Annotated in this window: 14 protein-coding genes and 1 pseudogene; 8 read left to right on the forward strand and 7 right to left on the reverse strand. The window is 69.2% G+C overall.

Going from position 1 to position 19,780, the window contains the following annotated elements:
* The first annotated feature begins 28 nt into the window (after positions 1–28).
* Positions 29–1,069 (forward strand): hypothetical protein, encoded by a 1,041-nt coding sequence (locus Adu01nite_RS29210; RefSeq protein WP_203731363.1) that lies wholly within the window; start codon positions 29–31, stop codon positions 1,067–1,069.
* A 234-nt stretch (positions 1,070–1,303) separates the two neighbouring features.
* On the opposite strand, the gene Adu01nite_RS29215 is transcribed toward Adu01nite_RS29210, so the two are convergent.
* Complete coding sequence (locus tag Adu01nite_RS29215; RefSeq protein WP_239132777.1) at positions 1,304–4,150, reverse strand: helix-turn-helix transcriptional regulator; 2,847 nt, start codon at positions 4,148–4,150, stop codon at positions 1,304–1,306.
* Positions 4,151–4,194: 44 nt separating this feature from the next.
* On the reverse strand, positions 4,195–4,383 hold the full coding sequence (locus Adu01nite_RS29220) for a hypothetical protein (RefSeq protein WP_203731367.1): 189 nt from the start codon (positions 4,381–4,383) through the stop codon (positions 4,195–4,197).
* A 163-nt stretch (positions 4,384–4,546) separates the two neighbouring features.
* Between Adu01nite_RS29220 and Adu01nite_RS29225 the strand changes: the two genes are divergently transcribed.
* The gene (locus Adu01nite_RS29225) at positions 4,547–5,239 is read left to right on the forward strand and encodes a DUF4191 domain-containing protein (protein WP_203731369.1); all 693 of its coding nucleotides are present in this window, start codon (positions 4,547–4,549) and stop codon (positions 5,237–5,239) included.
* 99 nt (positions 5,240–5,338) lie between these two features.
* Here Adu01nite_RS29225 and Adu01nite_RS29230 read toward each other — a convergent pair whose 3' ends face one another.
* Positions 5,339–5,740, reverse strand: coding sequence for an RDD family protein (locus Adu01nite_RS29230; protein ID WP_203731371.1), 402 nt, complete (start codon positions 5,738–5,740; stop codon positions 5,339–5,341).
* 229 nt (positions 5,741–5,969) lie between these two features.
* Here Adu01nite_RS29230 and glnA point away from each other — a divergent pair, with 229 nt between their 5' ends.
* The gene (gene glnA / locus Adu01nite_RS29235) at positions 5,970–7,394 is read left to right on the forward strand and encodes a type I glutamate--ammonia ligase (protein WP_203731372.1); all 1,425 of its coding nucleotides are present in this window, start codon (positions 5,970–5,972) and stop codon (positions 7,392–7,394) included.
* A 46-nt stretch (positions 7,395–7,440) separates the two neighbouring features.
* Here the strand turns inward: glnA and Adu01nite_RS29240 are convergent, their stop codons facing one another.
* Positions 7,441–7,737, reverse strand: coding sequence for a hypothetical protein (locus tag Adu01nite_RS29240; protein WP_203731374.1), 297 nt, complete (start codon positions 7,735–7,737; stop codon positions 7,441–7,443).
* A gap of 70 nt (positions 7,738–7,807) precedes the next feature.
* On the opposite strand from Adu01nite_RS29240, the gene Adu01nite_RS29245 reads away from it, so the two are divergent.
* From Adu01nite_RS29245 to Adu01nite_RS29270, 5 genes and pseudogenes are all read left to right on the forward strand, one after another.
* Positions 7,808–8,998 (forward strand): MFS transporter, encoded by a 1,191-nt coding sequence (locus Adu01nite_RS29245; protein ID WP_203731376.1) that lies wholly within the window; start codon positions 7,808–7,810, stop codon positions 8,996–8,998.
* Positions 8,999–9,059: 61 nt separating this feature from the next.
* The gene (locus Adu01nite_RS29250; protein ID WP_239132778.1) at positions 9,060–10,820 is read left to right on the forward strand and encodes an Eco57I restriction-modification methylase domain-containing protein; all 1,761 of its coding nucleotides are present in this window, start codon (positions 9,060–9,062) and stop codon (positions 10,818–10,820) included.
* Positions 10,801–11,607 carry a PaeR7I family type II restriction endonuclease gene (locus Adu01nite_RS29255; RefSeq protein ID WP_203731378.1) on the forward strand — a complete coding sequence of 269 codons (807 nt, stop codon included), beginning with the start codon at positions 10,801–10,803 and terminating at the stop codon, positions 11,605–11,607. Before Adu01nite_RS29250 ends, Adu01nite_RS29255 begins: the two co-directional genes overlap by 20 nt.
* A 167-nt stretch (positions 11,608–11,774) precedes the next feature.
* Positions 11,775–12,604 (forward strand): annotated as a pseudogene (locus Adu01nite_RS48010) (PaeR7I family type II restriction endonuclease).
* Between the two features lie 225 nt (positions 12,605–12,829).
* Entirely contained in the window at positions 12,830–15,934 is a 3,105-nt protein-coding gene (locus Adu01nite_RS29270; RefSeq protein WP_203731382.1) for an AfsR/SARP family transcriptional regulator, read from the forward strand.
* On the opposite strand, the gene Adu01nite_RS29275 is transcribed toward Adu01nite_RS29270, so the two are convergent.
* The 3 genes from Adu01nite_RS29275 to Adu01nite_RS29285 are packed head-to-tail and all read right to left on the reverse strand — an operon-like array spanning position 15,860 to position 19,772.
* Positions 15,860–16,648, reverse strand: a complete 789-nt coding sequence (locus Adu01nite_RS29275) for an ABC transporter permease (protein WP_203731384.1) — start codon at positions 16,646–16,648, stop codon at positions 15,860–15,862. The genes Adu01nite_RS29270 and Adu01nite_RS29275 overlap by 75 nt on opposite strands.
* A complete protein-coding gene (locus tag Adu01nite_RS29280; protein WP_203731385.1) occupies positions 16,645–17,583 on the reverse strand; it encodes an ATP-binding cassette domain-containing protein in 939 nt (312 codons plus the stop codon). Before Adu01nite_RS29280 ends, Adu01nite_RS29275 begins: the two co-directional genes overlap by 4 nt.
* A complete protein-coding gene (locus tag Adu01nite_RS29285; RefSeq protein ID WP_203731387.1) occupies positions 17,580–19,772 on the reverse strand; it encodes an esterase-like activity of phytase family protein in 2,193 nt (730 codons plus the stop codon). Before Adu01nite_RS29285 ends, Adu01nite_RS29280 begins: the two co-directional genes overlap by 4 nt.
* Positions 19,773–19,780 lie beyond the last annotated feature (8 nt).

Consider the following 19,780-nt stretch of genomic DNA (forward strand, 5'->3'; position numbering starts at 1 on the left):
CCATGCGCTCGCATTGGGGGTCCCGGCCATGCGTCGGTTCTTGCTTGTCCTGTCCGGCATCATCGCCGTCCTCGCTACGGCCGCCGCCCCGGCCACGGCCGCCACCGTCTCCTCTGCCGCCACCGTCTCCGCCGCCACCGCGTGCGTCTCGTCGGCCGCCGCCACCTATCGGCACAGCTTCGACGGCGCGGCCGGCACCACGACGATCACCGCGACCCGCCCGCTGTGCGCCGGCCAGACCGAGACGTTCTCGATCGCCAGCTACACGACCGGCGTGAACCGCGGCCAGTTCATCTACGACTCGGACCGCGACACGATCACCGCGTCGAAGCGCAGCGTGACGCTCCGGGTCGCCCTGCCCGGTTGCGACACCCAGGTCGAGGCGTTCTTCGGTTCGTCGGTGCAGACCGAGTCGACCAGCACGGACGCCCTCTACGGCACCGCGATGCTGGGCGCCGCCGCGGGCGCCGGTGCCCGCTCGCAGGGCACCCTGGCCTGGTACGCCGGCGGCACCACCCGCTGCGTCTACTGGCCGACGGTCACCATCACCAACGCCTGCGACGGAACCTTCACGGCCCAGCTGTCCAACAGCCCCCGAGCCCGCACCGCCGCCGTCTTCCTGACGGGTTCGCGCCGCATCCGCCTGACGCCAGGCGCGACGACGACGATCAAGGTGGCCAAGGGCGGCACCTTGACGGTCCGGGACAGCAGCCTGACGACCACCATCGCCAGCTGGCGCGCCCCCGCCACGGACTGCCTCACGACCCCGGCGGCGTCCCCCACCATCGCGGCCCCGCTGCCGACCCAGCCCACGGCCACGACCGCCCCCACGACCGCGGCTCCGACGACGACCTCCCCCACCCCGTCGGCGTCGGCAAGCACCTACGAGACGGCCGGCCCGCTCGCGTCCACCAACCCAGCCGCGCTGGCCCCCGCCACGTCGTCGGACGTAGCCGCCAAGGGCATGAGCACAACCAGCATCATCGCGATCGCCCTCGGCCTGCTGATGATCGCCACCGGCGCAGCCGCCATCACTTGGTTGATCCGCATGAACCGCCAGACGGCCTGACCCCGCCGCCTGCCGGGCCTGCCACCCAGCCAGGGGCTGCAGCCCGCCACTCAGCCGCAGCCCACCGCCAAGCCGCAGCCCACCGCCAAGCCGCAGCCCACCGCCAAGCCGCAGCCCACCGCCAAGCCGGGGCAACCGCCCGCGGCCCGGACGCGGCCCACCGCCCAGCCGGGCCTCCGGCCGGCGCCCAGCCGAAGGCCGCCGGCCTCGCTCAGCCAGCCGCGCCGGGTCCGCTCAGTCGGTGAGCATGCCCAGACGGTGGGCAGCCGCAGCCGCCTCGCCGCGGTTGGTCACCTGAAGCTTCGCGATGATCCGTGAGACGTGGACGCTTGCCGTCTTGGGCGAGATGTAGAGGCTCGCAGCGATCCGGCTGTTGCTCAGCCCCTCCGCCACCAGCCGCAGTACCTCCCGCTCCCGCGCGGTGAGCGCCTCGACCCCGGGGACCACCACGGCGACCGAGGCCCGAACCCCCAGCCGCCGCCCGAGCGCATCGGCCGCCGCCAGTAACGGCCCCGCCCCCAGCTCCTCGGCAACCGCACTGACCTCGTCGAGCGTCTCGGCCGCGGCCCCGCGATCGGCCGCCTGCGCCTCGGCCAGCCCCAGCAGCGCCACCGCCAGCTCATACCGATGACCATCGGCCCGCCACGCCTCCACCGCGTGATGCCAGAGCTCCACCCCGCCGGACAGCTCGGCCCGGACCTGCGCCGCGAACCCCCGCTCGGCCGGATGCCGGCACGGCACGCGAGCGGCCGCCTCGGCGACCGCTGTAGCCAGCGCCGGGTCGCCGACGTCCACCGCCACCCGAGCCACGGTGGCCAGCAACGGCCACGAATAGCGCGGCTGCTCGACCACCCCCGGCTCCGCGACGGCCGCCCGGGCCACCTCGGCCGCCTCGCGCAGATCGCCCGACCGCAGCGCCTGCAGAATCCGCAGGTCGAGGAGGTAGAGCCGGTTCTCCGCCTGCAGGAAGGTCTTGCTCAACCACGCCGTCGCCTGCCGCACCAGCGGCTCGGCCCCGTCCTGCCCGCGGGCCAGCCGCAGCCAGGCCCGCTGCCGCACCCACGGCAGCGCGAGCCGCCCCGGCGGGTCGTGCCGGGCCGCCTCGGCGAGCCGCGTGTCCGCCTCGTCCCACCGCCCCAGCGCGATCAGCGCCTCGGCGTGGTTGGCCCGCAGGAACACCCCCGTGGTGCGGCTGACCCCCACCCGGTCGGCGTGCGGCACCCCCTCGGCGGCCGCCGCCGCGGACTCCTCGTAGCGCCCCAGCGCATAGAGCGTGTCGGAAATCGCCACCAGGGCGTGCATGAGGCTGGACCAGTCACCGGCCGCCCGCGCCCGCTCGGCCGCGGCCATGATCGTCAGCAACGCCTCCTCCGGCGGGAGCCGCCCGGCACACACCTCGCCGTGCGCGACCTCGGCCGCCACCGTCGCCGCGAGATCGGCCTCGGCGGAGGCCGCCGCCACCGCCTCCTGCGCGATGAGCGAGGCCTGCTCGCCGTCGACGCTCGAATAGACGTGCGCCAGGTCGGCCAGCAGCCGCACCCGGTCGGCCCCGTGCGGCGCCAGCCCGAGCAGCCGGTGGGCCTCGACGCACTCGGCCCGCCCGTCGCTCTTGCCCTCGTTGCGCAGGAGCTTGGCCCGGCGCAGCAGCAGCCGCGCCGCCCGCATAGGCGACGCCTCCCCGTCGAGGTCGCAGAGCGCCGCCCGGGTCAGCGACAGCGCGCGCTTGTGGTCCCCCGCGTCGATCGCGACGAGCGCCGCCTCCTCGAGCAGGTCGAGGTGGTTCATCTCGAGCAGGCTCTCGGCCTCCGGCACATCCGCCCACAGCTCGAGCATCCGGTCGAGGAGCCGGGCCTGTTCGCCGAAGGCGAAGCTGCCGCCGGCCGCGTCGGCCGCCCGCTTGGCCGCCACCAGCGCCCGCGGATGGTCGCGCGCGGCGTGCCAGTGATGGGCCAGCTCGGTGGGCACCCGCCCGGTCGGCACCAGGTGCGGCTCGGCCTCGATCGCCTCCGCGTAGCGCCCGTGCAGCCGGGCGTGCTCCCCCGGCAGCAGGTCGTCGTGCACGGCCTCGCGGACCAGGGCGTGCCGGAACTCGTAGCCCCCGTCGGGGTCGAAGACGATCAACTGGGCCGCGACGATGGCCCGCAGCTCCGACTCGAGCGCGGCCTCGCCGAGACCGGCGACCCGGGCGAGGAGCTCGTGCCCGAACTGGGTGCCGCCGACTGCGGCCACCCGCAGCACCTGCTGGGCCGGCTCGGACAACTGGTCGACCCGGGACAGCAGCAGGTCACGCAGGCTGGTCGGGATGTCGCTGCAGCCCGGATCGCCGGCCGACGCGAACTGCTCGATGAAGAACGGGTTGCCCTGGGCACGCTCGTTGACCGAGTCGACGGTGCGGTCGGTGGGCTCGACGCCGAGGAGCTGGGTCAGCAACTCGGCGGTGCCGTCCCGGTCGAGCCGGTCGACCTCGTGCCGCTGCACCCCGCGCACCCGGTCGAGCTCGGCCAGGAACGCCCGCAGCGGATGCCCCCGCTGCAGCTCGTCGGTGCGGTAGGTGCCGATCAGCAGCAGCTGCGGCACCCGCGCCGACCGCACCAGAAAGCCGATCAGGTCACGGGTGGCCCGGTCGGCCCAGTGCAGGTCCTCGATGATCAGAACGACCGGCCGATCGGAACCGATCCGCTCGAGCAGCGCACCGACCGACTCGAAGAGCAGGCCGCGCCGGGCGTCCCCCGGCTCGGGTGGCGGGCCCAGCTCGGGCAGCAGCCGGGCGAACTCCCGCTCACGCCCGTCGAGAACGGCCGTCCCCTCGGCCCGGACCAGCTCCCGCACCGCGGCCGCGAACGGCGCGAACGGCAGACCCTCCTCGCCCAGCTCGAGGCACTGCCCGCAGAGCACCCGGACCGGCTCCCCGGCCAGCGTGCGGCAGAACTCCTCGACCAGCCGGGTCTTGCCGACCCCGGCCTCGCCGCCCACCAGAACGGTGGACGGCTCGGCGCTGCGGGCACGCTTCAACGCGTCGCGCAGCTGGGCGAGGTCGGCTTCCCGGCCGACCAGAACCTCGCTGTGCACATGCGCTGTCATGAGGTCGAGCATGCCATCGGGGTACGACAAGAATCGGCCCCCGTTCATATGGTGGCGGTCACCCGCGAGACGCCCCCGTGCCGTGCGGGCCGCCGCCACCGGCCGAACCTGCGGTGCCGCCCGGCCGGCTCGGCCGACCGCGCGAGTGTGTGCTGGTCGGCCGCCCGGATCATCTCGGCCACGCGCTGGTGGTGCAGATCGAGCCGGAGGGTGGGATCGGAGAGAGGAAACATCGGGATGCACCTTTCGAAGAGCTGATGACAACGACTCTTCGCCCGAAGGCACCCCCGCCACATGGGGAAGCCTCCTCATCTTGCGCCCCGCACCCTCCTTACCCAGGACTCGGCAGCCGCCCGCCCCGCGTAAGGCACCGCCGTCCCACTACACTTCCGGGTTATGGCAAACCCCCAGGAGAAGGTGTCGTTCGGCGAGCGCCTGAAGCAGATCGGCCAGGTGTTCTCGTTCACGGCGAAGCAGGACAAGTGGTTCATTCCGCTGCTGGCTGCGGCGGTTCTGATCCCGGTCGCGCTCACCGTGCTCGTCGTTCTCCTGACCGGTGGCTACATCTGGATCCCGATCGGCGTGATGGTCACCCTGCTGGCCGCCGTGATCGTGCTCAACCTGCGCTCCAACGCCGCGATGATGAATGCCGCGGAGGGCCAGCCCGGCGCCGCCGCCTCGCTCATCGAGAACATGCGCGGTGACTGGCGGGTCCGCCCCGCGGCCAGCTCGACCACCCAGTTCGACATGGTGCACGTGGTGATCGGCCGCCCCGGCGTCATCCTGCTCGGCGAGGGCAACCCGCAGCGCGTGCGCGGCCTGCTCGGCCAGGAGAAGAAGCGCCTGTCGAAGGTGATCGGCAACGCCCCGATCTACGACTTCGTGATCGGCACGGAGGAAAACCAGCTCGCCATCCGCAAGCTGCGCTCCACCCTGATGCGCCTGCCGCGCAATCTGACCGGCAAGGACGTCAACGCCCTCGACAAGCGCCTCGGTGCCCTGATGGCGCGCCCGCAGATGCCCAAGGGCGCGATCCCGAAAAACATGCGGCCGTCGAAGGGCGCGTTCCGCCAGCAGCGTCAACGCTGAAAGACCACAAAACCAACGCGAATCGTACGAGGTCAACACCGCCCCGTCCCGGCAGCGGCCGTTCCCGCCTCAGAGTAAGAATCAACCGCGGCCCAGGAATCAACCACGGCTGAGTACGGTCATGACCGACCCGGCCGCGCGGTCGTGCAGTCCCCGACCGTCCCCATCGGAGATCACCGCCGGGATCACCAGCGCCAGCAGCACCGCGCGTAACAGCGCCCGGGGGATCCCGATCCCGCCACCGTCCGCGATGGAGATGCAGCGTATCCGGGCGATGGCCATGCCCAGCGTCTGTCCGAAGAGGCCGACGAAGAACGCGTGCGCCAGCACGAAGACGCCCAGTTGCGGCCACGCGTTGGTGCGCAGATCGGCGACCAGGAAGCTGGCCACCAGCGTGCAGGCCGCCCAGTCGATCAGCAGCGCGACGAACCGCCGGCCGAACGAGGCCGTCTCGGTCCGCCCCGGGTCGAGGGCCGGCGGCTGTTCGCTGGTCGTTGCCATGAGGTCAGCGTAACCGGGCCGGTTTCGCCGACCGGGCGCGCCGCCGCCGCAGCCGCGATACCCTCCGGTGTGTCGCGCCATGCTCTACGGCTCAGGCTCTCAGCTTCCGTAACACGACGGAAACAATAGGGATACGCCCGGGCAACTCCGTACCCATAGCGTCGCGACCAGCCTAGCCACGCGGCGGATTCACGCCGCCCCGGTATCGAATCATGTGCCAGGAGGACGTGTGTTCGCCAATCCCGAGGAACTCCTGCGATACCTCAAAGACGAGGACGTCAAGTTCGTCGACGTACGATTCTGTGACCTGCCCGGTGTGATGCAGCACTTCAACACCCCGGTCGAATCGTTCGACGACAGCGTCGTCACCGACGGCCTCGCCTTCGACGGATCCTCGATCCGCGGTTTCCAGGCCATCCACGAGTCCGACATGATGCTGCTGCCGGACGTCACCACCGCCTTCATCGACCCGTTCCGGGCCCAGAAGACGCTGGCGCTGAACTTCTTCATCCACGACCCGTTCACCCGCGAGGCGTACTCGCGTGACCCGCGCAACGTGGCGAAGAAGGCCGAGACCTACCTCGCGTCCAGCGGCATCGCCGACACGGCGTACTTCGGCGCCGAGGCGGAGTTCTACATCTTCGACTCGATCCGCCACTCCACCGCCGCCAACCAGGCCTTCTACTACATCGACTCGATCGAGGGCGCCTGGAACTCCGGCCGGGAGGAGGAGGGTGGCAACCGCGGTTACAAGACCGCGTACAAGGGTGGCTACTTCCCGGTCTCGCCGCTCGACCACTACAGCGACCTGCGCGACTCGATGGTTCGCCGGCTGATCGACACCGGCTTCACCGTCGAGCGCTCGCACCACGAGGTCGGCACCGCCGGCCAGGCCGAGATCAACTACAAGTTCTCGACCCTGCTGCACGCCGGCGACCAGATGCAGCTGTTCAAGTACATCATCAAGAACACCGCCTGGGAGCACGGCAAGACGGCGACGTTCATGCCGAAGCCGCTCTTCGGCGACAACGGCTCCGGCATGCACACCCACCAGAGCCTGTGGCTCGGCGGCGAGCCGCTGTTCTACGACGAGACCGGCTACGCCGGCCTGTCCGACATGGCCCGCTGGTACATCGGTGGCCTGCTGCACCACGCGCCGAGCCTGCTGGCCTTCACCAACCCGACGGTCAACTCGTACCGTCGCCTGGTGCCCGGCTACGAGGCCCCGGTCAACCTGGTCTACAGCCAGCGCAACCGCTCGGCCTGCACCCGCATCCCGGTGACGGGAAGCAACCCGAAGGCCAAGCGCATCGAGTTCCGCGTCCCGGACCCGTCGTCGAACCCGTACCTGGCGTTCTCGGCGCAGATGATGGCCGGCCTCGACGGCATCAAGAACAAGATCGAGCCCCCGGCCCCGATCGACAAGGACCTGTACGACCTGCCCCCGGAGGAGTGGGGCAGCGTCAAGCAGGTCCCGGGTTCGCTCGACGCCGTCCTCGACTCCCTCGAGGCCGACAACGAGTTCCTGACGGCCGGCGGCGTCTTCACCCCCGACCTGATCGAGACGTGGATCGACTACAAGCGAACCAACGAGATCGACCCGGTCCGCCTGCGCCCCACCCCGCACGAGTTCGAGATGTACTACAACGTCTGACCTGACGTAACGAGGACGGCGGTCGCGCTTGGCGCGGCCGCCGTTCTTACTGTTGGTAGAGCTTCTGGTCGAAGCCGGTACGAGACCGGAAGTCCTCGATCAAAGTGGCGGCCGGGCGGTTGTCCACCTCCGCGACGATCAGGAGCATGGCGGCGAAGGTCGGGGCGGCGAAAGCTCCGTCGGGGAGCGGGACGCTCACCGCCAGGCCGTTGTCGTCGCTGGTCTGCTCGATCTGCATGGTGGCCAGGCCGGCGGCGCGGACGGCCCGGACCAGGCCGAGCAGTTGGCCGTCGTCCGGGATCAGGTCTACATAGAGACCGCGGTGGTCGATTCGTGCGCGCATGCCCGCAGCCTGCCAGTCGGGCGCTGTGCGCGCGGCTAAATCGGCTGTACGGAGGATCTACGCTGATCAGGTGATCAACCAGACGGCCACGGGACGGCGCAGCGTGGTCGCGCTGGGGGCCCTGATGCTGGCCGGGTTCGCGTTCTTCACGGTGGAGATGTTGCCGGTCGGGCTGCTGTCGGTGATCGCCGATGACATCGGGGTCTCCGAATCGACCGCCGGGCTTCTCGTCACCGGGTACGGCGTCACCGTGGCGATCGCGTCGCTACCGCTCACCCATCTGGTCCGGCGGATTCCGCGCCGGCATCTGATCGCCGGACTGCTGGCCGTTTTCGTCGTGGCGACCTGCGTGTCGGTCACCGGCGGCTACTGGCTGCTGCTGGGCGGGCGGGTCGTCACCGCGCTCGCGCAGGCGGTGTTCTGGGCGGTCGCGCCGCCGGCCGCGGCCGCACTGTTCTCGCCGCAGGTGCGTGGCCGGGTCACCGCCGCCCTGATCGGCGGCGGGTCGCTGGCCTCGGTCCTCGGGGTGCCGACCGCGACCTGGCTCGGCCAGCAGACCGGGTGGCGTACCGCGTTCCTGGCCGTCGCCGGCCTCGGCCTGCTGTCGCTGGCGGGGGTCGCGATCCTGATGCCGACGTCCTCGCCGGACGGAGGCCACGCGGCCACCGGATCGGCCCCCGACTCGCGCCGCTACTGGACCATCGTCGCGGCCACCGCGGTGGCGATCACCGGCGTATTCGCCGCGTACACGTACATCTCTCCGTTCCTCACCGAGGTCAGCGGCTTCGCCCCGGCGACGGTCAGCGTGCTGCTGCTGGTCTACGGCTTGGCCGGCCCGGGCGGGGTGGCCGCCGGCGGCGCCCTCGCCGACCGTGCACCCCGCGCCGCGATGCTCGCTCCGCTCGTGATCCTGTCGGCGACGCTGCTGACTCTCTACCTGTTCGGCACCGGCCAGGCCGCGACGGTGGTCTGCGTCGCCGTGTGGGGTTTCGCCATGCCGCAGATCCCGGCCACCTTCCAGAGCCGGGTGCTCCAGGTCGCCCCGGGCAGCACCGACATGGCCTCGGCGGTCTTCTCGGCGATGTTCAACGTCGGCATCGCCTCCGGCGCCCTGATCGGCAGCGTGCTGCTGGCCCACACCGGCGTACGCAGCACTTTCCTGATTGCCGCGCTTCTGACCGCGGCTGCCCTGGTAACTCTGCTGGCCGGGCCCCGTCGCGGCCGAGCCAGCTCGCAGCCTGGCGCTCGCGACGGAGGCTGAACCCAAAAGAGACATACCTGCGTCTGTACATGCGACTAGATGACGTGAAACTATGAGACGCATGTTCGAATGGGCGGCAACCGCGGCAGGGCGTACCAGCATGCCAAAGCGCAGGTCATACACTCGGAGCACTCGACAGTCGATCCAGCTCGCACTACTCGACAACCGGGAGCTCCTCCTGTCCCTGCACGCAGTTCAACCCGACCCGCTCGAAAACCACGGCGAGATCTTCACGCGTCGGTGGGTCGTCGAGCTCATCCTCGACCTAGTGGGCTACGACCCTGCCGAGGATCTCTCGGACCTCTTGATCGTCGAACCTGCGTGCGGCCACGGCGCCTTCCTCCTGCCGCTGGTCGAGCGCCTCGTCAAGAGCTGCGAGAAGCACGACCGTCAGATCTCGGGCGCTTCCAAGGCGATCCGTGCATACGATCTGCTCCCCGTGAACGTTGAAGCGGCACGCGTTGCGGTCACGCAGCTCTTGAAGGCTCATGACGTCGACATGCCGACAGCCACAAGGCTGGCCAAGGCCTGGATCACGCAAGGCGACTTCCTCCTCCAGACACACGACGAGACCGCCGCTGACTTCGTTGTCGGAAATCCTCCCTACATTCGACTCGAAGACGTACCGGAAGCCCGGTCGAATGCCTACCGGTCGGCGTGCCCGACGATGGGCGGGCGAGCGGACATCTTCGTCGGGTTCTACGAGCGCGGTCTGCGCTGCCTAAAACCCGGCGGTCGGCTCGGATACATCTGCGCCGACCGCTGGATGCGTAATGCGTATGGTAAGGACATTCGCGCCCTCGTCGCCGCCGAATATGCGGTAGAGGCAGCAATCTCCATGCATGATGTCGACGCATTCGAAGAGCAAGTAGCTGCATACCCGGCAGTCACTGTGATTCGTTCTGGCGAACAAGGACCTGCAGTCATCGCAGACACCAATGCAAGGTTCGGTGAGCGTGACGCAACATTGCTGGCAGGATGGTTCCGAGCCGGCCCCGGCGATCCCCTGCACAGCGAAGCGATTTCGGCAGCCTGGCTAGGGCACTGGTTCACCACCCAAGCAGGCTGGCCGACGGGAAGCCCCGACCGCCTTGCCTTGGTTGCCGACCTTGAAGAGCGGTTCCCTCTCCTGGAAGACACGGGAGCGAAGGTCGGGATCGGACTGGCCTCAGGGGCTGATCAAATCTACGTGACAGACGACGCCTCAGTCGCCGAGCGCGAACGCATGCTGCCGATGGTCATGCGAGGAGACCTGCAGTCCGGCGAGGTGAGGTGGTCCCGTCACTATCTCGTCAACCCGTGGGCTGCCGATGGTCTGGTCGATCTCACGAAATGGCCGCGTATGGCGGCATACCTCCGAGGACATTGGCAAACACTGGCAGGTCGCAACGTCGGTAAACGCAATCCCGGACGCGAGCACCGGACCATCGACCGAGTGATCGAAGGATTGCAGACACGCCGAAAGCTGCTCCTCGCCGACATGAGTAGCCGCATTTGGCCAGTGCTCGACGAAGGCGAGTACTACCCGCACCACAATCTTTATTGGATTCACGAGAATGACAGCAACTGGGATCTGGAGGTCCTGGGCGGTCTGCTGTTAAGCGATATAGCAGAGCTTTTTATATCGACATATTGCGTCCGAATGCGCGGTGGAACCCTGCGCTTCCAAGCCCAGTATCTCCGCCGAATCCGGGTACCCCGGTTCGAAACCATCAGCCCTGACGATCGAGAGTGCTTGCGAGTGGCCTTCAAGGCGCGGGACACAGCAGCAGCCACAGAGATTGCCCTGCGCCTGTACGGAGTTGAATCAGTTCCTGACTGAGGGTCATCGACTCAAGCGCGAAGGCACCCAGTATGGTGTTCCCCTCACCCAGGGGAGACATGCGATGGACGATGCTATGGAGGCGCGCTTGGGCGCCGCCCTGCTGGCATGGATAACTGTCCGCAATGCACAGGCTGCAAGTTCGGTCGCCTCAGGCCAGGCACAACAGGGTCGACGCAGCTCGGTCACCGGCGGCCGCCATCTGGACGCCATCAATCAGCTGGTTGTCGATGAAGTACACGGCACGGGCACCGCCGGACTCGAAGTGAGGACCAACCGCGCAGCAACCCTTGCCGGCTACTACCGCTCCAGCAAGTCTTGGGACCTGGTCGTCCTGAAGGACGAGGTTCCCGTGCTCGCTGTCGAGTACAAGTCGATGAGCGGGAGCGAAGGCAAAAACCTCAACAATCGGGCTGACGAGATCTTTGGCATGGCCGAGGATGCTCGACAGGCAGAGCTACGCGGAATTCTTCCACCGCGCATGCGACGTGCCTACGTCTTCATCATGGGCGCCAACGAAGACAGCACGCGGCCAGTCGGCGTAGGAAATCCTCTCGGTAACCCCGACGAGGAGTTCCAAGGCGCGTCTTACCTCCAGCGCATGGCGATAATGTGCAGACGCATGCGCGAGAGTGGCCTCTTTCACATGGCTTGGGCGGTCGCGGTGGAGGAAAATCCGTTCAATTGGTATGAACCAGATTCTAGCGTTGGCTGGGCTCGATTCGCGGCCGATATCCGTGCCGCTTTCCCTGGAGGCCTACCCGCGCCAAATCCTGATCTGATCTAGTCATCTGCCGTTTGGATGGCTGATCCCGGGAAGCGCTCGTCGAGCAACCTCGGGGTGAGCGGTGCAATCGAAAATAAACACACCGCCACTGCGGCGCGTCATTCCGATCGACTCCATTGAGCAGTCTGTAGGGTTCTGGCCAACGTATTCGAGGCGTTGGAGAAATTGTGACCCCCGATCAGGAAAACGACGTCCACGACGCACTACTCGCGTATTGGACCAGCAGAGCCCACGCAAAAGATCAGCAGACCATTCGCGGCATCACCGATGTTGGTGAACGTGCCGGCGTAACGTCCGGCACTCACCTGGACCGAGTCGCCCAACTCTTGGCGGAAGTATGCGTCGCCGCAGGTGCACCACGCCACGCGGTTCACTACAGAGTGCCCGAAACTGATCCATACTGGCGAAAGAATTCCACCGATGGCTACACGCTTCCCGGCTACTATCGGCCGACCAAACAATGGGACGTGGTCGTCTACCACCTAAACGCTCCGATTGTCGCAATTGAATTAAAAAGTCAAACGGGCCGTCCTATGGAAACAATGCCAACAACCGGGCCGAGGAAGCTATCGGAAATGCTATTGACCTCGCGCGCGCACGCAAGGCGGGATTAATCGACAGCGACCTTTGGGCGGGGTACATATTCGTCATCGAAGACGACGAGCGTTCTGCCAATTTGGGCGGTAAACACGATCGCGGCATGCTGGCCAAGGACGAAATTTTTGACAACTGGTCATATATTGATCGAGTGCGCCTCCCGTGCCAGCGACTCATCGAGGACCGCCTCTATCAAGCGACATGGGCAGTCGCGACGAGCAGGCCGAACTGCCCAGCCAGCAAAAAGGAACCGAACAGATGCGCCAAAATCAGAATGGGCTTGACCGGCCCCAAATTCGAACACACCCATAATTTCGGGTGGCGCGAACTGGACCCCACTTCCTCTGGCTACGCAGGATTCGTCGCTCAGCTTTCTGCGCATATAGCCAAATATTACTGAATTGCCTCGCCGACAGCACCCGGCGCTCTCGGCACCGCGCTAACAGATTTACGCTCGAAACTATGAGCAAATGACCCATTCGCTAGATGTTGGCCGCCTTCGCTGCTTGGCGGCCAACCGAGGGTCGGCAGGCGGATGTGGCCGGAAAGGGACGTCTCAACGCCTCGGCGGAGCCTACGGACCGCGGGTCGTATCCCGCTCGACAGGGCGGGCAGAATCGTACGGGTGGAGATTGCGGTGCTCGGGGCGGTCGAGCTGCGTGCCGGCACCGGTGACGTGGTGCCGGTGGCGGGCGCCCGGTTGCGTACCCTCCTGCTTCTTCTCGCTCTCGACGCCAACCGCGTCGTCACCGCCGACCGTCTCATCGACGGGGTGTGGGGTGACGAGCCGCCGCAGGCGGCCGGGAACGCGCTGCAGGCGCTGGTCTCCCGGCTGCGCCGCACCACCCCGGAGCTGATCGTCGAGGTCGCCCCGAACGGCTATCGCCTGGTCATCGACCCCGACCGGATCGACGCAAACCGTTTCCTCAACGAGGCGGCGGACAACCCGGAAGCCGCCCTGAAACTGTGGCGCGGCGACCTCGACTTCCCCGCGGTGGCCCGGGCCGATGCGGTGCGCCTGCAAGAGCTGCGGCTGGCCACGCTGCGGCGCCGGCTGGCCGGGCAGATCGGGCAGCACGATGTGGTCCCGGAGCTGGAAGGGCTGGTGGCGAGTCACCCGCTGGACGAGCCGCTGGCCGCGCTGCTGATGCGGGCGCTGCGTGCGCAGGGCAAGCCGGGCCGGGCGCTGGAGGTGTTCGAGGCGACCCGGGCGCGGCTGGCCGATCAGCTGGGCATCGACCCGTCGGCCGAGCTGGCCGAGCTGCATCTGGAGCTGTTGCGGGCGGTGCCGCCGCCGGCCCGGGGCAACCTGCCGGCCGAGGTGAGCAGTTTCGTGGGCCGGGAGCGGGACGTCCGGGAGGTGCGCGCGCTGATCGCGAACCATCGCCTGGTCACCCTGCTCGGGCCGGGCGGGAACGGCAAGACCCGGCTGTCGGTCGAGGTCGGCGCGCTGGTGCCGGGTGAGGTGTGGCGGGTCGAGCTGGCGCCGGTGACCGATCCGGCCGAGGTGCCGCAGGCCGTGCAGACCGCGTTGCGGCTGCGCGGGCAGGTGCTGATCGGGCGGACCACCGCGATGCCGGCGCCGAGCGAGCCGCTGCACCGGCTGGCCGAGGCGCTCGCCGGCCGCGAGATGCTGCTGATCCTCGACAACTGCGAGCATCTGATCGGTGCGGCCGCCGAGCTGGCCGACGTGCTGCTGCGGGCGGCGCCCGGCCTGCGGCTGCTGACCACCAGCCGGGAACCGCTCGGGATTCCGGGCGAACGGCTTCATGCGGTCGAGCCGCTGGCTCTCCCCCCGGTGGGTGCGGATTCCGCGTCGGCGTCGGCATTTCCTTCGGTACGCCTACTGCTCGACCGCGCCGCCAATGTGACCCTGACCGAGGGCACGGTCGAGCCGGTGGTCCGGATCTGCCGGGCGCTGGACGGCATGCCGCTGGCCATCGAGCTGGCCGCGGCCAGGTTGCGTACGCTCCCGATCGCCGTGCTCGCCGACCGCCTGGCCGACCGGTTCCGCCTGCTCAACGGCGGCAGCCGGACGGCTCTCCCCCGGCACCAGACGCTGCGCGCGGTGGTGGGCTGGAGCTGGGACCTGCTCGGCGAGGACGAGCGCCGGCTGTGGCGCCGGTTCGCGATGTTCTCCGGCGGCGCCGACGTGACCGCGGTCGAGCAGGTCTGCGACGCCGACCTCGACCTGCTCGGCGCCCTGGTCGACAAGTCGCTGCTGGTGCTGGCGCCGGACGGGCGGTACCGGATGCTGGAGACGATCCGGGAGTACGGCCTGGAGCGGCTGGCCGAGGCGGGCGAGGCCGAGTCGCAGCGGATGGCCCTGGCCGGCTGGCTGCTGGCGCTCGCCGCCGACGCCGAGCCGGAGTTGCGCGGCGCCGACCAGCTGGTGTGGCTGCGCCGGCTCAGCGTCGAGCACGACAACCTGCACGCGGCGACCCGGGCCGCGATCGACGCCGGCGACAAGGCCACGGCGACCGCGTTCGTGGCCCGGCTGGGGTGGTATTGGTGGCTGCGCGCGCACCGGATGGAGGGCGCCGTCCTGGCCGCCGAGGCGGCCGGCCTGCCGGGCGACACCGGCCGGGAGGATCTGGCGCTCACCCACACGTTCGCCGCGATCAACGGGCTGGAGGGGGCCCTGTCGATGGCGGTGGTGCAGGAGCATCTGCGGCTGGCCGAGGTGAACGGTGCCGGGCCGGACGCCGCCCATCCGGCGCTGCGGCTGCTGCAGCCGCTGGCCGCCATCTTCGACAACCCGGACATGGAGGCCGGCTTCCGCGCGGTGGAGCCGCTGTTCGAGGACCCGGACCTGTGGCTGCGCTCGGCCGCGAAGATGATCGTGGCGCATCTGCGGCTGAATTTCGGGCAGAGCGGTGTGGTGGCGATCGCGGAGATGCGCGAGGCGCTGGCCGGTTTCCGGGAGCTGGGCGAGCGCTGGGGCATCGGTTTCACCCTGAGCGCGCTCGGTGACATGGTCGCGGGCGGCGGCGACTTCGTCGAGGGGGTCCGGCTGCAGCGGGAGGCGATCGCGCTGGTCCGCGAGGTCGGCGTCCGGGAGGACCTGCCGCAGCTGGAGACGAAGCTGGCGCATCAGCTCTACCTGGCCGGCGAGCCGGACGAGGCACGGCGGGTGCTGAAGCAGTCGTGGGAGGCGGCGCTGGAGATCGGCCTGCCCGAGGTGCTGGCGTCGGTGCAGTACGGCTACGCCACGCTCGCCCGGCTCGAGGGTGACCTGGAGGTGGCCCGCGAGATGATCGGCCGGTCGGCGCATCTGATGGGCAATCCGGTGTTCGCGCCGCAGTTCTATGCGGTGACCCTCGGCACGCAGGGCCTGGTCGAGGCGGCCGCCGGCGATCTGGGGCGGGCCCGGCGCCACCACCGCGAGGCCCTGCGGATCGCGGTGGACACCCGGGATGCGCCGGTGATCGCGATGGTCGTGGTCGGCATCGCCGACCTGGCGATCCGGGAGGGCGATCCGGAGCGGGCCGCCTACCTGCTGGGGGCCGCGGACGCGGTGCGCGGATCGGAGGATCGCACGGTGCCGGACGTCGAGCGGCTGACGTTCGAGGCCCGCGCCGCACTGGGCGACGCGGGCTTCGAGGCGGCCTACCGCCGGGCGGCCGGAACGACCACGGCGATGGTGACCGGCTTGCTAGACCCGGCGGCGGAAGGCCCAGACCGAGACCGGGGCGAAGGCGACCAGCAGGATCGCCGCCCAGATCAGTGACTGGGTGACCGGGGTCGCGATCGGACCGCCGTTGAGCAGTCCGCGGACCGCGTCGGCGAGGATCGACACCGGGTTGACCTTGACCCAGGCCTGCAGCCAGCCGGGCATCGTCGCGGTCGGCGCGAACGCGTTGCTGGCGAAGGTGAGCGGGAACAGCAGCACGAAGCCGAAGATCTGCACCTTCTCCGGGTCGCTGACCAGCATCGCCACCAGCACCGACATCCAGGACGTGGCGAACGCGAAGACCAGCAGCAGGCCGTACATGCCGATCACCTCGACCGGGCCGGTGCCGATCCGGAAACCGAGGATGGTGCCGACCACGAGCAGCAGGGTGACCGCCCAGGCCTGCTTGATCACGTCGGCGACGATCCGGCCGGACAGCGGCGACCAGCGGGAGATCGGCAGCGACCGGAGCCGGTCGAAGACGCCCTTGCTGATGTCGGTGTTGAGGCCGACGCCGGTGTTGAGGGTGGCGAACAGCAGGTTCTGCACGATGATGCCGGGCAGGCCGAAGGTCAGGTAATCACCGGTCGAGCCGGAGATGGCGCCGCCGAAGACGTACGTGAAGAGCACCAGGAACATGATCGGCTGAACGCTGAAGTCGAGCAGCTCGAACGGGTTGTGCTTGATCTGCACGAGGGTCCGCCAGGCGAGCGTGCCGGTGTTGCGCACGGCGACGATCGGACTGACCCGGGATTCCACAGTGGCGGTCATGGTTCCTCCGTCGTATGCCCGGTAAGAGTCAGGAAAACCTCGTCGAGGCTCGGGCTGCGCAGCGCCAGCTCGCTCACCGCGAGGTCCTTCTCGTCGAGCCGGCGCACCAGCTTGGCCAGGGCGGCCGGGTCGGTGACCGGGGCGGAGACGATCGGGCCGCGCACGTCGACCGGGCCGGCCGCGATCTCGCCGACCAGGGCGGCGATCGCCGGCAGGTCGCCCTCGACGGCCGGTCGCACGGTGACGGTCTGCGCGCCGGTCCGGGCCTTGAGCTGGTCGGACGTGCCGGTGGCGATGACCTTGCCGTGGTCGATCACCACGATCTCGTCGGCCAGTTGGTCGGCCTCGTCGAGATACTGCGTGGTCAGCAGCACGGTGACGCCGTCGCGGACGAGCAGCCGGATGATGTCCCACATCTCGTTGCGGCTGCGCGGGTCGAGGCCGGTGGTCGGCTCGTCCAGGAAGAGCATCCGCGGTTTGCCGACGAGGCTGGCGGCCAGGTCGAGGCGGCGCCGCATGCCGCCGGAGTATTTGCCGGCCGCGCGGTCGGCGGCGTCGTCGAGGTGGAACTGGCCGAGCAGCTCGTGCGCGCGGGCCCGGGCATCGCGCCGGGACAGGCCGAGCAGGCGGCCGATGAGCAGCAGGTTTTCCACGCCGGTCAGGGTTTCGTCGACCGAGGCGTACTGGCCGGTGAGTCCGATTTGGCTTCGCACCTGGTGGGCCTGGCGAACCACGTCGTAACCGCCGACGGTGGCGTGTCCGGCATCGGGCCGGATCAGGGTGGCCAGGACCCGGACCGCGGTGGTCTTGCCGGCACCGTTCGGGCCCAGCAGGCCGAGGACGGTCCCCTCGCGTACGGCAAGATCGACGCCGCCGAGGGCGGTCGTCTCGCCGAAGCGCTTGACCAGCCCCTCGGCGACAATGGCATCAGTCATGCCGGCCAGTGTGACCCGAGCCACTGACATGGCGCTGACATCGGCATCAGCGCCATGTCAGGCGGCTGATTAAGGCGGAAGAACTGCGTCTCGCCGGTGGCGTCGTCCAGCGCGTCGTTGTCGGTCACCGCGTAGGCATGGCCGTTGCCGGCGATCGCGAGGCCCTCGATCTTGTCCTGCACCCAGCCGTGGTCCGACTTGAGCAGCGGCAGCAGGTCCTTCGCGAGGCGCTTCGGCACGGTCGGGAAGCCGGTCCAGGTGGCCGGGACGTCGAACTCGTAGATCTTCTTGATCGACGCCTGCGGGCCGCGCTGGTTGTCCCGCTCGATCACCGCGAACGTGTTGCCGTCCACCGCGACCAGTTCGGACAGTCCGGACCACCCGAGCGGGGCCGCGTCGACCGGATAGCCGAGCCACGCCCACTCGCCGGTCCTGGTGTCGTAGCGGCCGATCCGGTTGATCGTCTGCGGGTCGGTCTTCAGCGAGCGCTGCACCGCCACCCACACGTAGTCGCCCACCTCGGCCACGCCTTCGATGCCGTTGGTGGTGACCGCGGCGGCGATGTCGGCCGGGAAACCGATCTCCTGCTGCACGGCACCGGCCGCGTTGAGCCGGACCAGCAGGTTGGGTTTGGTCGCCGAGCCTTCGACGCCGAGCCAGTATCCGCCGGCCTTGCGAGCGACGAGGCCTTCCGCGTCGTACCCCACCGGCTTGCCGTCCTTGGTGACGGTGCGTTGCCCGACGATGGTGGCCGGCGTCGACCGCACGTCGATCGAGAGGATCCGGGTGGGCGAGTAGGCGGCGTCGGTCACCGAGACCAACTGCGAAGACTTTCCGGGTACGGCGGAGAGCGCCCCCAGAGTTCCCCAGGGAATCAGGTCCTCGGAGACGATCGACGGGAACTGTCCGTGACCGAGACCGTAGATGTTGACCGCCCCGCGCAGGTTGACGGCCGGGTCCTCGGTCTCGCTGGACACGATGAGCAGACCGCGCGACGGCACCGCGACGACGCCCTCGGGCCCGGCCGCGGTCGGCAGGATCTGGGTGAAGCGCGGCCGGCGCGGATCGGACACGTCGTAGACGGCGGTGAAGTTGCCCCGCTCGGCGTTGACGAAGACATACGGCACGCCGTTGATCCGGGCGAACGCCACGTTCTCCGGCTCGATGCCCTTGGCGTCCGACCGCCCGTCCGGGTAGAGGCCGTGCTCGACGGCGATGTGCTCGAGCGAGTTACCGGCGTCCCAGACCACCTTGCCGCCGCGGTCGAAGATCGTCCAGCCGCGCGAGCCACCCTCGTAGTCGCCCTCGTTGGCGCTGGCGAACAGGTCGTCGCTGATCCAGGCGACCCCGTCCGGCTCCCGCTTCGCGGTGATCGTTCCATTAAGGACGATTTGCGAGTCATCGAGAGTGTCTACCCCGGAGACGGTGACCGACCCTGCCGAGAAGTGATTTATGACCGTTTTATTCCGAAGAGAAACGACCGCAATGTGGTTGTTCTCCTGCAACGAAACCACTGCCTCGTCCCGCGCGTTGATGCTCACGTACTCGGGCTCGGGATCGCTCGGCGCCACCGACGAAAGACCGGAGAGCGAAACCGCCGAGGCCTTCCACGTACGGGTGTCGATCACCGACAGATAGCCGGCCGGCGACTGCGGCAGAGCGCCGTCGTCGACGTCCTCGTCCCGCTCGTTCTCGATCGCCACCGCGATGTACCGCCCGCTCGGCGCCACCGCCACCGAGTCCGGCTGCCCGCCCAGGTCGATCTCGCGGACCACCGCGCGGGTCCGGTCGTCGACGACGACCAGCTTGCCGGACGGGCTGGTGAAGCTGGTCCGGGTGTTCACCGCGGCCAGCAGCAGGTGCCCGAGGTGCGCGACCGAGGTCGGCTCGCCGCCGACGGCGAGGGTGCCGCCGGGCTTGGGCGCGGCCGGGTCGGTGATGTCGGCGAAGCCGAGCCGCTTGCCCGGGCTGTCGGTGTAGACGACCGTCCGGCCGTCCGCGGTCACCGTGGAGATCTCCGCCGCGGCGGCGTCGCCGATCGACGAGTTCAGGTACGCGGGAAACGTGGCCAGGCGCCGGAATTCAGCATCGTGGGTGCGGCCGTGCGCGGACGCCGCGCCGGGCGCGACGTTGAGCGCGGCCGCGAGGCCCATCAGGGCAACAGCCGAGGTGGTACGGCGTAAAGGCATGCGCTCTG

This window comes from Paractinoplanes durhamensis (assembly GCF_016862175.1).
Lineage (GTDB): Bacteria > Actinomycetota > Actinomycetes > Mycobacteriales > Micromonosporaceae > Actinoplanes > Actinoplanes durhamensis.

Bases quoted from the DNA above. Each gene is read 5' to 3' on its own strand.
- Adu01nite_RS29210 (WP_203731363.1), top strand. From the start codon at position 29: ATGCGTCGGTTCTTGCTTGTCCTGTCCGGCATCATCGCCGTCCTCGCT.
- Adu01nite_RS29275 (WP_203731384.1), bottom strand. From the start codon at position 16,648: ATGACCGCCACTGTGGAATCCCGGGTCAGTCCGATCGTCGCCGTGCGC.
- Adu01nite_RS29230 (WP_203731371.1), bottom strand. From the start codon at position 5,740: ATGGCAACGACCAGCGAACAGCCGCCGGCCCTCGACCCGGGGCGGACC.
- Adu01nite_RS29240 (WP_203731374.1), bottom strand. From the start codon at position 7,737: ATGCGCGCACGAATCGACCACCGCGGTCTCTATGTAGACCTGATCCCG.
- Adu01nite_RS29285 (WP_203731387.1), bottom strand. From the start codon at position 19,772: ATGCCTTTACGCCGTACCACCTCGGCTGTTGCCCTGATGGGCCTCGCG.
- Adu01nite_RS29250 (WP_239132778.1), top strand. From the start codon at position 9,060: ATGTTCGAATGGGCGGCAACCGCGGCAGGGCGTACCAGCATGCCAAAG.
- Adu01nite_RS29215 (WP_239132777.1), bottom strand. From the start codon at position 4,150: ATGACAGCGCATGTGCACAGCGAGGTTCTGGTCGGCCGGGAAGCCGAC.
- Adu01nite_RS29220 (WP_203731367.1), bottom strand. From the start codon at position 4,383: ATGTTTCCTCTCTCCGATCCCACCCTCCGGCTCGATCTGCACCACCAG.
- Adu01nite_RS29225 (WP_203731369.1), top strand. From the start codon at position 4,547: ATGGCAAACCCCCAGGAGAAGGTGTCGTTCGGCGAGCGCCTGAAGCAG.
- Adu01nite_RS29280 (WP_203731385.1), bottom strand. From the start codon at position 17,583: ATGACTGATGCCATTGTCGCCGAGGGGCTGGTCAAGCGCTTCGGCGAG.